Annotated in this window: 12 protein-coding genes; 5 read left to right on the top strand and 7 right to left on the bottom strand. The window is 65.0% G+C overall.

Annotated features, from left to right (window positions below; translation table 11 throughout):
* The first annotated feature begins 86 nt into the window (after nucleotides 1-86).
* Entirely contained in the window at nucleotides 87-1,217 is a 1,131-nt protein-coding gene (locus BJA_RS23535) for an acyltransferase family protein (RefSeq protein WP_063921468.1), read from the top strand.
* A 49-nt stretch (nucleotides 1,218-1,266) separates the two neighbouring features.
* Here the strand turns inward: BJA_RS23535 and BJA_RS23530 are convergent, their stop codons facing one another.
* The 4 genes from BJA_RS23530 to BJA_RS23515 all read right to left on the bottom strand — a co-directional run bounded on the left by BJA_RS23530 (nucleotide 1,267) and on the right by BJA_RS23515 (nucleotide 5,524).
* Nucleotides 1,267-2,304: an aspartate-semialdehyde dehydrogenase gene (locus BJA_RS23530; protein WP_011087456.1), complete on the bottom strand. Its 1,038-nt coding sequence runs from the start codon at nucleotides 2,302-2,304 to the stop codon at nucleotides 1,267-1,269.
* Between the two features lie 283 nt (nucleotides 2,305-2,587).
* Nucleotides 2,588-3,190 (bottom strand): PepSY domain-containing protein, encoded by a 603-nt coding sequence (locus BJA_RS23525; RefSeq protein ID WP_028171890.1) that lies wholly within the window; start codon nucleotides 3,188-3,190, stop codon nucleotides 2,588-2,590.
* Between the two features lie 251 nt (nucleotides 3,191-3,441).
* Nucleotides 3,442-4,188, bottom strand: a complete 747-nt coding sequence (locus BJA_RS23520; protein WP_060912132.1) for a TetR/AcrR family transcriptional regulator — start codon at nucleotides 4,186-4,188, stop codon at nucleotides 3,442-3,444.
* 127 nt (nucleotides 4,189-4,315) lie between these two features.
* On the bottom strand, nucleotides 4,316-5,524 hold the full coding sequence (locus BJA_RS23515) for a patatin-like phospholipase family protein (protein WP_011087453.1): 1,209 nt from the start codon (nucleotides 5,522-5,524) through the stop codon (nucleotides 4,316-4,318).
* Nucleotides 5,525-5,714: 190 nt separating this feature from the next.
* Here BJA_RS23515 and tgt point away from each other — a divergent pair, with 190 nt between their 5' ends.
* Nucleotides 5,715-6,872 carry a tRNA guanosine(34) transglycosylase Tgt gene (gene tgt / locus BJA_RS23510; RefSeq protein ID WP_038967463.1) on the top strand — a complete coding sequence of 386 codons (1,158 nt, stop codon included), beginning with the start codon at nucleotides 5,715-5,717 and terminating at the stop codon, nucleotides 6,870-6,872.
* A gap of 3 nt (nucleotides 6,873-6,875) precedes the next feature.
* Here the strand turns inward: tgt and BJA_RS23505 are convergent, their stop codons facing one another.
* Nucleotides 6,876-7,094 (bottom strand): hypothetical protein, encoded by a 219-nt coding sequence (locus BJA_RS23505; protein ID WP_038967464.1) that lies wholly within the window; start codon nucleotides 7,092-7,094, stop codon nucleotides 6,876-6,878.
* Nucleotides 7,095-7,317: 223 nt separating this feature from the next.
* Here BJA_RS23505 and cysK point away from each other — a divergent pair, with 223 nt between their 5' ends.
* Entirely contained in the window at nucleotides 7,318-8,295 is a 978-nt protein-coding gene (cysK, locus tag BJA_RS23500; protein WP_011087451.1) for a cysteine synthase A, read from the top strand.
* Nucleotides 8,296-8,298: 3 nt separating this feature from the next.
* Nucleotides 8,299-8,538, top strand: coding sequence for a BrnA antitoxin family protein (locus tag BJA_RS23495; RefSeq protein WP_011087450.1), 240 nt, complete (start codon nucleotides 8,299-8,301; stop codon nucleotides 8,536-8,538).
* 77 nt (nucleotides 8,539-8,615) lie between these two features.
* Here the strand turns inward: BJA_RS23495 and BJA_RS23490 are convergent, their stop codons facing one another.
* Both BJA_RS23490 and BJA_RS23485 read right to left on the bottom strand, forming a co-directional pair.
* Entirely contained in the window at nucleotides 8,616-10,043 is a 1,428-nt protein-coding gene (locus tag BJA_RS23490) for a caspase family protein (RefSeq protein ID WP_063921467.1), read from the bottom strand.
* Between the two features lie 201 nt (nucleotides 10,044-10,244).
* Complete coding sequence (locus tag BJA_RS23485; protein WP_011087448.1) at nucleotides 10,245-11,120, bottom strand: DMT family transporter; 876 nt, start codon at nucleotides 11,118-11,120, stop codon at nucleotides 10,245-10,247.
* 146 nt (nucleotides 11,121-11,266) lie between these two features.
* On the opposite strand from BJA_RS23485, the gene BJA_RS23480 reads away from it, so the two are divergent.
* Nucleotides 11,267-11,665: a RidA family protein gene (locus BJA_RS23480; RefSeq protein WP_011087447.1), complete on the top strand. Its 399-nt coding sequence runs from the start codon at nucleotides 11,267-11,269 to the stop codon at nucleotides 11,663-11,665.
* Nucleotides 11,666-11,716: the final 51 nt, after the last annotated feature.

Below are 11,716 nucleotides of genomic sequence, written 5' to 3'. Positions count from 1 at the left end.
GAGACGCCTGCCCGGCTGATGCGGGCGTTTTGGTGCGCGGGAGGGCCCGCCAATCGACGGCGTCGATCAGTTGAGGAACCGTAAACTTGCTGGCTCCGGCAGCGCGCACCGAAACGGCCCTGCTCACGGAACGAACGTTCGTTGCGCTTGACGGACTGCGCGGTGTCGGGGCGATCATGGTTGCGCTGCGACATGCTCCTTTCCTCTGGGAAGGCCCGGCTGCGTCGACCGGGTGGATGGGGAATAGCTACCTGGCTGTTGACCTGTTCTTCGTTCTGTCGGGCTTCGTGCTGGAGCACGCCTATCGAAGACGCTTCCGCCAGGGATTGTCGGTTCGCTCCTTCATGCTCGCGAGACTCCAGCGGCTATACCCGTTGTACGCCCTGGCATTCATCCTCTCATTGCCGTTTCTCCTCGGGCAGCTTGCAGCTGGAGCGCCGGACCGGGCGCAAACGATCCTCGGCCTCCTTTGCAGCGCGCTGATGCTGCCGACCCCCGATCCCGCCCATCTCGATGCCGATCTGTACCCGTTCAACTTCGCCGCCTGGTCGCTGTTCTTTGAAGTTGCGGCCAATCTGCTATTTGCGGCTCTCGGAAAGCGGCTCGATACGAAATCCGTGACCTGGCTCGTCGGCGGCTTCGCCCTCGCGCTAGTGGTCTGCGCCACGATGGGGTGGCTTGGGTTCGGCATCGAAGCCGATAAGCGAGGTGTCCTGGGGGGCGGACCGACCTGGGAAACTTTCGGCGCCGGCGTGATCCGGGTCGGGTTTTCGTTCTTTGCGGGCGTCCTGGTCTACCGCTTCTACGAAACGGCCCGATTGCCGGCGGCACGCCCCGGATTCGCGATCAGCGCGTTTGCTCTCGTCACCGCCATCCTTGCGCTGGATTTTCCGAGCGGTCTCGATCTCGCGCTGAGCCTGTTCTCCGTCATCGTCGTATTTCCGCTGGCCATCACGATCTGCGCGCGTTTCGATCCGCCGCGGGGCGCATTGGCAAACACGATGCAGACCCTCGGACTGCTTTCCTACGGGATCTATGTTCTCCAGGTCGTGACGTTCCACGCCGTGGAGGCCTGCGCGCGACATATTGAGGTTCAATCCGCCCTTGTCGGGCTCGTCGCGATACCGGTTGTTGCAGCGGTGGCGTACGCGGCCACCGTCTTCGTCGATGTTCCTGTCAGGCTTACGATGAAACAGGCGTTGAAGGGGCTGGCGTAGGAGACGCGAGACAGGCGGACGCTTGACGCCGCCCGTCCCGCTGGTCGGCTTACGCCATCACGCGCTGCGGCAAAAGCTCCGCGATCTGCACCGCGTTCAGCGCGGCACCCTTGAGCAGCTGATCCGCCGCGACGAACATCGAGATCGAATGCCCCGTGGGATCGCTGAGATCCTTGCGGATGCGGCCGACCAGGACGTCATCCTGGCCCGAGGCGTCGATCGGCATCGGGAAGTGGTTCTTCACGCGGTCGTCGACGATCTTCACGCCGGGCGCCTGCGCCATGATGGCGCGGACCTGGTCCTCGCTGATTGGCTTCTCGCATTCGAACGTGATGGCCTCGCAATGGGCGCGCAGCACCGGCACGCGGACGCAGGTGACGCCGACGGCGATGGTCTCGTCCTCGAAGATCTTGCGGGTCTCCTTGATGACCTTGGTCTCTTCGTCGTTGTAGCCGGTCTCAGGGTCAACCGCGGTGTTGTGGTTGAAGAGATTGAAGGCGTAGGGGTGCGGCATCACCCTGGGCGTATAGACCTGCCCGTTGAGATTGGCGCGGGTGGACTCGACGAGCTCCTCCATGGCGGCGGCACCGGCGCCGGAGGCCGCCTGGTAGGTCGAGATGATCACGCGCTTGATGCGGTTCTTCTGGTGGATCGGCCAGAGCGGCACCAGCGCGGTGATCGCGGCGCAGTTCGGGTTGGCGATGATGCCCTTGTGGTCGCGGATGCGGTTCGCGTTGATCTCGGGGATCACCAGCGGCACGTTCGGATCCATCCGGAAGGCGGAGGAGTTGTCGACCACGACCGCGCCGGCCTTGACCGCGAGCGGCGCATACTTCTTCGAGATGCTGCCGCCGGCCGAGAACAGGGCGATATCGACACCCTCGAAGGCGCGCTCGGTCAGTTCCTCGATGACGACGTTTTGCCCGCGGAACGACACCGTCTTGCCGGCCGAGCGGGCGCTGGCCAGCGCCTTGAGCTTGCCGACGCGGAAACCACGCTTGTCCATGGTGGCGATGAATTCGGCGCCCACCGCACCGGTGACGCCGACAATCGCGACGACGGGATCGTTACTCACATTCTCCTCCATTCAAGTTGAGCATGATCTCGTCGGAAAACCGGATTCCACTTTTCCGGATCATGCTGTGAGCTTTAGACAACAAAAAAGCCCCGGACCATCGAGGGCGGGGCTTCGGTAGAGCTGATGCGTTTCAGTCGACGACTACGCGCGCACGCCTCCCCGGGCCCCGAAGGCCGTGGTGGTTTTGGTCGTGCGTTTGGTGGTCGTGAACATGGCGGCGACTTATGGGGGAGAGTCTTGCGTCCGTCAATGGCCTTTCGGCGGGATTGTGGCCGCCGGCCGGGAGCCGTCTCTACTTCGTCCGGGCGCCCGGCGGCTCGAGGATGACCTCCTTGAGGTCGTCGCCGCTGATCACGACGATCGCGAAATTGAGCCGGCCACGTTCGCGCACGAGGCCGCCGCTGATCGCCTTGCCGGACGCGGCCTGCTCCGCGACGCGCACCGCATCCGCAAGGCGGTGCCGGATCGCGCCGAGTGCTGCGAGGTTGCTGCGATCGTCGCGGTCGAGCTCGGCAAGGGGCAGGGCGGCCTCTCCGCCGACGAACTCGCCGGTCGCGGCATTGATGGTGTGGCGCCAGATCCGGTCGTTGTGCAGCGTCTTCACCCGGTAGACCGGCACGCCGGAGGCGCCGTCGAAACTCACGTCCGCCGTGGTGGCGCCGGCGTGGCGGGACTCTGCGAGAGCCATGGCCTGGCTGATCGAGATCGACGAACCGCGGAAGCGCTCGATCTCGCGGCTGACCGCTTGGCGATCCGCCTCAGCGTCACCATCTGTGTCGCTGTGAAGCGCGGTCGGTGTGCCTGCGGTCACGATTGCCCGCGCGGGCGCTGCGAGGAGCAGCGCGGGCAGGGCGATCGCAAGCAGTCGTGAGGTCCATCGTTTGGCTGTCGTCATGCTCGAAACCCTCGGCCAGCGAGTGTGCCGGATGATCGTAAAGAATTCGCGGCCGGCCTTGGGCATCGGCCGGCCGCGGAGCGCCGCGGCGAGCTGTACCCGCCGCGGCGATCGAAGCGGTACGGACCTCTTTTGGGGCTGGTGAAAAAAGCGGCCCGTACCGACTTAACTAAACCATACCGTATCGTTTTATTTTGGTCAATGGCGAGGGCGTGTTCCCCCAGGGGATAGATCGCAACCTCACGGAATTGTCAGCGGGATGGGCGTCGCCGCGGCGTGCCCTTGGTGGCGTCCTGGACGCGGTCGGCCGGACCCAGCGCGCCGGCCAGGAACAGCTTGATCGCGGTACGCATCCGCTTTTCCGCGGACTTCAACTCCAGTGCCGTTCCGAATGTCGCCATGCGGTGGGTATGACCGACGACGACGTCGAGAAACACTTCCGCTGCGATGGTGGTGTCGTCGAGGTCGAGCGCGCCTTGCGCCACCAGATGGTCGAAGAAGCGTGCCGTCGTGGCGACAGCCTTGAGCCAGCCTTCCTCCATGCCGAGCTTGGCGACATCGGGGAAGTTAATGGCCTGTGACGTCATCATGCGGCTGAAGGCGACGGCATCGGGCCCGCAGGTGAAGCTCAGCATCTCGCGCCCGATCTCGACCAGCCGCTGCTCGACGGGGATGTCCGAGGCGCTGCTGAGCTGCGTCTCGGCGGCCGCCGACAGCGGCGCCAGCCAGCGCGCGATCTCGCGCCTCAGCACGGCGGCAAACAGGCCGCGCTTGTCGCCGTAACGGGAATAGACGGTCGGCTTGCTCACCCGTGCCGCTTCCGCAACCGCATCGAGCGAGGTGGCGTCGAAGCCGCGATCCAGGAACAGGCGGGTGGCGACCTCGATCAGCCGCTGATCGCGCTCGATCGCGGCGGTCTTCGTCGGCCGGCCGCCGCGTGATTTCGGCACCTCGCGCCGTGCTGCTGCCGGTCTTGTCTTTGTCGCAGTCAATCCCATGCCCAATGATTCCTGCGCGGTCGTCACTGCCTCTATAACGCGCAGCAACCGGGGCGTCATCGCGAATCTGGCCGAATTGGCCTTATCGTCAACGGTCTCGATACGACCTCGTTCCGGCACCGGGGTCTCATGGCAGCGCCGACGTCCAGGCCTGGCCCGCGGCCGCCTTCTCATATCCGTACTGATACAGCGCCCGCATATAGGCGGTGTCGAATCCTTCCGAGGGCGGTGCGGGGTAGTCGCGCGCGATGTAGGAGAGATGGAAGCCCAAATGGTTGCGCCTGGCGAAATCGTAGGTCGAGAAGATGATCGAGCGCGTCTGCGACTGGGTGATCGACGACAGGCTGCGTGAGGCGACATCGACGGTGCTGTTGGACACGAGCTCGAAGTTGCGTTCGATCTTCTTGTTGACGAGGATGTAGATGTCCATCTTCGCACTGCCCGGCAGGCGGCTGCCCTGGAAGAGCAAGGCTTCCGGCAGCGTCAGCACCGGGGCCGTCACGCCGCCGTCGACGTGCATCTCCTGAAACCTGCGGCCCTGGCCTTCGGCGTCGATCATGATCGGTGGAAACACCAGGGGAATGCTGGCGGAGGCCGCCATCACGTCGCGAAACAGTTTGAGCGCCTCGGGCGTGCCGATCTCGGCGATCTTGCCCATGTTCCAGATCGCGGTGCGCTGGGTGTCGAGATCGGTCGTCACCACCAATAGCCTTCGGCCCTTGGCATTCTCGCGCGCGACTTGCGCCATGATCTCGGGCCCGACATAGCGGGCGACCAGTTCGCGCAGCCTTGTGTTGCCGAACAGGCCGGATCCGAACAGCACGCGGATGATGCTGGGGTCGTTCAGGAGGCTTTCCGCGATGCCGCTGGTGTAGACCTCCTTCAACGTGTCGTCATATTGCGGGCCGAGGAACGCAAAGGGCGCGATCAGTCCGCCGGTGCTCACGCCGGAGACGACCGAGAAGGTGGGGCGGGTTCTGGCCGCGGTCCAGCCGTTGAGCACGCCGACGCCGTAGGCACCGTCCGCACCGCCCCCGGAGAGCGCCAGATAGGACTTTGACGCGTTGCTGTTGTCCTTCTCGAAGCTGAACTTCGTGACGGGGTCGTCGGCGTAGCGCCTGAGGCCATCGATATCGAGCACGCGCGAGGTGCTGGCCTCGGCGGCGGTGTAGGGCGCGCGGGGCAGGGAGGTGCAGGCGCCGAGCGCCAGGCTGCACGCCAGGACCAGGAACCCGATCAGGCGGGCGCCTGTCTGCCTGTCCCGGCCATGTGAAGGGACGGGCACGTCAGTCGAATGTGAAGCGAAGGGCATCGTCGGTGGCTGGCGATCACGCATCTACCGCCGCCGGCAAACTCGCCGCGGCTTTTCGTCCAGCCCCCACCGTAAAACTACACGGTATCGTTTTGTTTAACAAGGTGGCGGGGACCATATCCGGGGCCATTTGTGTCCCAGTCTGAGGCACGGGGTGGCCGAAGTGCGGTCCCGCGGGTTGATCGGCCTTCTCCGACACGCAATAAGCACCGCCATGAATCGTCCTGACGCAGCTCTCCCCAATCATTTCGAACTGCTCGCCACCGATGGCACCGCGCGCACCGGGCGCCTGACCACGCCGCATGGCGTGGTGCGCACGCCGGCCTTCATGCCGGTCGGGACCGCCGGGGCCATGAAGGGCATGCACTGGCGCGAGGTGCGCGATGCCGGCGCCGACATCGTGCTCGGCAACACCTATCATCTGATGCTGCGCCCCGGCGCCGAGCGGATTGCGGCGCTCGGCGGCTTGCAGCGGTTCACCGGCTGGAGTGGGCCGATGCTGACGGATTCCGGCGGCTTCCAGGTGATGTCGCTTGCTGACCTGCGCAAGGTCAGCGAGCACGCCGTCACCTTCCGTTCGCATATCGACGGCGCCAAGGTCGAGCTGTCGCCGGAGCGCTCGATCGAGGTGCAGCGTTTCCTCGGCTCCGACATCGCCATGCAGATGGACGAATGCGTGCGGCTGCCCGCCGAGCACGCCGATATCGAGCGCGCGATGCAATTGTCGCTGCGCTGGGCCGAGCGCAGCAAGCGCGCCTTCGAGAGCGCGCCGGACGGTTACATGCTGTTCGGCATCGTGCAGGGCGGCGATGTGCCCCAGCTTCGTCATGCGAGCGCGGAAGGGCTCGTCGCGATCGGCTTCCACGGCTATGCGATCGGCGGCCTCGCGGTCGGCGAACCGCAGGCGGTGATGCTGGCGATGATCGACGAGACCGCACCGATGCTGCCGAAAGAGCGGCCGCGCTATCTGATGGGTGTCGGCACGCCCGACGACATCCTCGAAGCCGTGAAGCGCGGCATCGACATGTTCGATTGCGTGATGCCGACACGCAATGGCCGCCACGGCGTCGCGTTCACCCGCTTCGGTCAGGTGAATCTGCGCAACGCGCGTCATGCGGACGATCCGCGTCCGCTCGACGAAGAAAGCACATGGCCGTCGACGCGCAGCTACGCGCGCGCCTACCTGCATCATCTCGTCAAGGCGGGCGAGACGCTGGGGGCAATGCTGCTGTCCGAGATCAATATCGCATACTATCAGTCCCTGATGCAGGGCATCAGGGACGCGATCGCACACGGAACGTTCGACGAGTTCTACCAGCGTACACGCGAGGACTGGGCGAGGGGCGACATCGCCCCGCGCCAGGGCGACTGAGGGTCAGTTGCACACGATCCGCTGCCTGACGGCATGCTTGGTCACGAAGCCGTAACCGCAATTGTCGCAGGTCCAGAGATAGCTGATCATGTGGTCCGAGACGTAGGCGGATGCTTCGGCGGCGACCATGGAGTCGGCGCAGACCGGACAGGTGGGCAACTCGCTACAACGCGGATCGCGGTTCAGCGCGACGGTCGACATCACTTCAGCAACTGCTGACATCGTGGTGACCTCCCTGCTTTGAGACGTAAGTCTAACATAAGCAGAATCACTTGACGAGGTCGCAACACAAAAGCGTTGGTTTTCTGATATTTGTAGCTCACGTGATTTTGCGATGCAGCGTATTTAACATGTGCCGCATTGTCGCTTGCGTGTCGCCGCAAGCTGTCTGTAACTGCGCAAGAGCCACGGCAGAAGCGCAAATTGTCGCTACAGGGAGTTCATCATGGACGCATCGTCCGCCACGCGTGCAGCGCATCAACCCGGCCGCGGCCGGATCTATGACTCGATTGTCGAAGCTTTTGGCGACACGCCGATCGTGCGATTGCGACGGCTGCCGGGCATGCACGGTGTGAACGCGACGATTTTGGCAAAACTTGAATATTTCAATCCGGCCGCGAGCGTGAAGGACCGCATCGGCGCTGCCATGATCATCGCCATGGAGAAGGCCGGTATCGTCAAGCCGGATACCGTGCTGATCGAACCGACCTCCGGCAATACCGGCATCGCACTCGCCTTCGTCGCCGCCTCGCGCGGCTACCGGCTCAAGCTCGTGATGCCGGAATCGATGTCGATCGAACGGCGCAAGATGCTGGCCTTTCTCGGCGCGGAGCTGGTGCTGACGCCGGCCGCACAAGGCATGAAGGGCGCGATCGCCGCCGCCGAGGAGCTGGTGAAGACGACGCCGAACTCGGTGATGCCGCAGCAGTTCAAGAACCTCGCCAATCCCGAGGTGCACCGCCGCACCACCGCGGAGGAGATCTGGAACGACACCGACGGCAACATCGATTTCTTCGTTGCAGGCGTCGGCACCGGCGGCACGATCACCGGCGTCGGCCAGGTGCTCAAGCCGCGCAAGGCCTCGTTGCGGGTGGTGGCGGTCGAGCCGGAGGAGAGCCCGGTGCTATCAGGGGGACAGCATACGCCGCACAAGATCCAGGGCATCGGCGCGGGCTTCGTCCCTGATATCCTCGATCGCTCCGTGATCGACGAGATCGTCAAAATCAACTCGACCACGGCGATCGAGACCTCGCGCGCATTGGCGCGGCACGAGGGCATTCCGGGCGGTATCTCCTCGGGTGCTGCGATCGCCGCCGCGCTCCAGATCGGCCAGCGGCCGGAAGCTGCGGGAAAAACCATCCTGGCGGTGGTACCGTCCTTCTCCGAGCGGTATCTTTCGACGGCTCTGTTTGAGGGAATCTAGGACATGGCGGATCTACCGAGGCGGCCGCGCACGCTTGGCGATGCCAGGACCGAGGCCGAGGCGGCGTTCAAGAAGGTGACGGCCAAGGTCGCCGCGGCGCCGCCGAAGCAGAACGTGGCACCTGGGATCAAGGAGCAGGTCACGCTGCGCATCGACCAGGACGTGCTGGAGTTCTTCCAGGAGGGCGGCCCGGGCTGGCAGGACCGCATCAACGAGGCGCTGCGGAAGGCGGCGGGGAAGTAGCGCGTAGTCTTTCTAGGTTGCCCCAACGAAAAAGCCCGGCGCGAGCCGGGCTTTTGTATTTGGGGTTTGATCTGGCCTCAGCGGCGGAACATGCCGCCCATCATGCCGCCGACGACGCCGCCGACGAAGGCCGCGCCGGCCGCATCGCCGGGGTTGCTGCGTTGGGGAGCCGGCGCCGGTGCGCTGCTGGCCGCGGGGGCGCTGGCGCGCCGGGCCGCCTTCTGGCTGTTGTCGCTCGCAGTCGGCGGAGCGGCCACGACCTCCGAGAGCAGCGCCTTGTGCTGGAGCTTGTTGAGGTAACCTGACGAAGGATAGCCGCGCGCGGCCTGCCAGCGCTTGAGCACGGTCCGGGTCTCGTCGCTGAACACGCCAGTCTGCTTGGTGTCGAAGCCGAGGCCGGTGAGGCGACGCTGCACGTCGCGGCGCTGGTTCTTGTCGAGGCCGATCTGGTCCTCGGTAATCTGAGTGGCCTCATCGGTGAAGGTCGCAGGATCGACGCCGGCGTTGAGGGTGCGCGTCGCGGTCGAGGGGCCGCTCTTGATCGCGGCAAGCCGCGCCAGCGCCAGGGCCTTGAACTGGCCGTTCGGATAGGCCGAGAGGTAGGCGTTGAGCTCTTCCGGCTTGTTGGACTCCTTCACCGAGCGCCAGTATTCGAGTTCGACGCCGTCCGAGCCGCTAGTCGCCGCCGGCACGCTGCCAGCCGCCGTCGGCGCCGCGTTGGCAACCTGGGTGGTCGGGGCCTGGTTGAGATAGACGGCGCCGATCAGGTTGGTGTGGCCCCAGGGAAGCTGGCCCTTGTGGGTCTCTTCGTTGACCTGGGCGCGCACCGACGTCATCGCTTGCTGGATCTCGATGCCGGGCTTGGTGATGTTGTCGATCAGCGCGCGGGTGAACGGGCTGTTGTTGCCCTCCTGGCCGTCGAGCGCGGTCTGGCCGGGGCCGGTTGCGAACGCGATCAGCGTGCCTTCGCCGGACTTCATCTCGGCAAGGCCGCTCTGCACGTTGACGCTGCGGGTTGCGGAGTTCGACTTGATCTTGGCGGCGAACGGATTGTCGCGGCAGGCATCGAGGAAGACGAGCTTGACCTTGGCATCGCCCATGGTCTGCTCGAGTGTCAGGTCGATGTTGATGGCAGCGCCCAGCTTGACATCCATCTCCGACTTGATGTCGGCGTCAACCGGCAGCAGGTAGTTGGTGCCGCCGACGGCGATGCCGTGACCGGCATAGTAGAACAATGCGATGTCGGAGCCCTGCGCCTTGCGGCCGAAGTCGAGCAGCTTTTCCGTCATCTGGTCGCGGCTGAGATTGGACCCTTCGATCACGTCGAAGCCGACATTGCGCAGCGTCGCCGCCATCGCCTTGGCGTCGATCGGCGGGTTCGGCAATTGCGCGACGTTCTTGTAGGAACCGTTGCCGACGACGAAAGCAACACGGCGGTCCGCCTTCGCGGCACTGACCGACAGTGCCATGCACATCAGCGAGGCGATGAGGGTGAGATAGCGCATCTGAAATCCCCAGAATCGAATTGCAGGCAGCAACAAATTGGCGACGAACCTACACGAAAACGCCCGGCTTCGCGCTAGCGAAACGACGGTTCGCCCAACCCACTGCTTCGCGGCCGAATGTGCACGATGGAATGCCCCTTCCAACGTGATCCAGATCACGTTCGACCACTTGGTTTTTGTCGCGCGAGGCCGCGCGCCGGTTCACTGCGCGCGGGCCGGAATCGGGGCCGCCGGCTTCAGATTCAGGAGGTTGCCGAACAGGATCAGCGCCGCCCCGAGCACGGTCCAGCCGTCAAGCCGTTCTGAATACAGCAGCCAGCCGGCCGTCGCGGTGAGAGGAACCCGCAGGAAGTCCATCGGAACCACCACCGTCGCGTCCGCGTAGCGCATGGCGCTGGCGAGGCAATAATGCGCGAACGTGCCGCAGACCGAGATCACCGCCACCCAACCCCAGACATAAGTCGGCGGCCAGGCCCAGACATAGAGCGCCGGCAGGAAGCCTGCGACCGACTGCACGACCAGCATCCAGAACAGGACCGCCAGCGCGCTCTCGGTCCGGGTGAGCGATTTCACCAACGCCATGGACACGCCGAACCCGACCGCGGCGCCGAGCGCGATCAACTGGCCCTGATTGATCTCGCCGGTCGCGGGCCGCACGATGACGATCACGCCGACGAGGCCGAGCACGATCGCAGCGATCTTCCACGAGGTCATGCGCTCCGACAGAAAGCTCGCGGCGAGGATCGCCGTCCAGATCGGCATCGTGAACTCGATTGCCACTACCTGGCCGATCGGAATCAGCGTCAGCGCGAAGAACCAGCCGAGCTGCGAGACGTAGTGGATCAGATTGCGCGCGATGTGCTGCGGCAGGCGCCTCGTCCTGAGCGTCCCGAATCCGCCGGCGCGCCGGATCATCGGATACAGCATGCAGAGGCCGAGCAGCGAGCGAACCTCCATCACCTGGAAGACGTTCATCTCGCGCACGGCCTCGCGTCCCGCGACCGCCATCACCAGGGTCAGCGACAGCCACCCGGCCATCCACAATGCAGCCATCGTTTTGGACGGAGGAGTGGTCATTGGCGCCGATGCGGAAGGAAAGGGCGTTGGAGGGCAGGCTGGTATCCGCGACATCAATACGGTTTACAACGGCCAAAACTGCGGATGCAGCGATGCACGGGTGCGTGCTAAGGGAGGGCCAACGAGCGAAATGGGAGAAACAGCTCATGCGTATCCTGCAGCCGGCCGAGTGGAAGAAACCGCGCGGCTTTTCCCATGGCGTCGTGGTCGAGGGGCCGGGCCGCTGGGTGGTGCTGGCCGGGCAGACCGGCGGCGACGAGGCGGGCGAATACGCCCCTGACATGGCAGGCCAGGTCGCAACCGCGCTGAAGCGGATCATCAAGCTGCTGGGCGAGGCCGGCGCCGGCCCCGAGCACATCGTCCGCCTAACCTGGTACCTGACCAGCCGCAGCGAATATGAGGCCGCAGGCGCCGGCATCGGCGCGGCCTGGAAGGAGACGCTGGGCCGCAATTTCCCGCCTTCGACGCTGCTCTACATCGGAGGCCTCGTCGACGACCGGGCCAAGGTCGAGATCGAGGTGACGGCGTTCGTTCCCAGCGCATAAAAAAATCGATCCGGCGCGGGCGCCGGATCGATTGTCGTGTCGTCGTACTGG

The sequence above is a fragment of the Bradyrhizobium diazoefficiens USDA 110 genome (genome assembly GCF_000011365.1).
GTDB classification, from domain to species: domain Bacteria; phylum Pseudomonadota; class Alphaproteobacteria; order Rhizobiales; family Xanthobacteraceae; genus Bradyrhizobium; species Bradyrhizobium diazoefficiens.
Note: the sequence above shows the minus strand (reverse complement) of the source record. Positions and strands in the feature narration are given on the sequence as shown.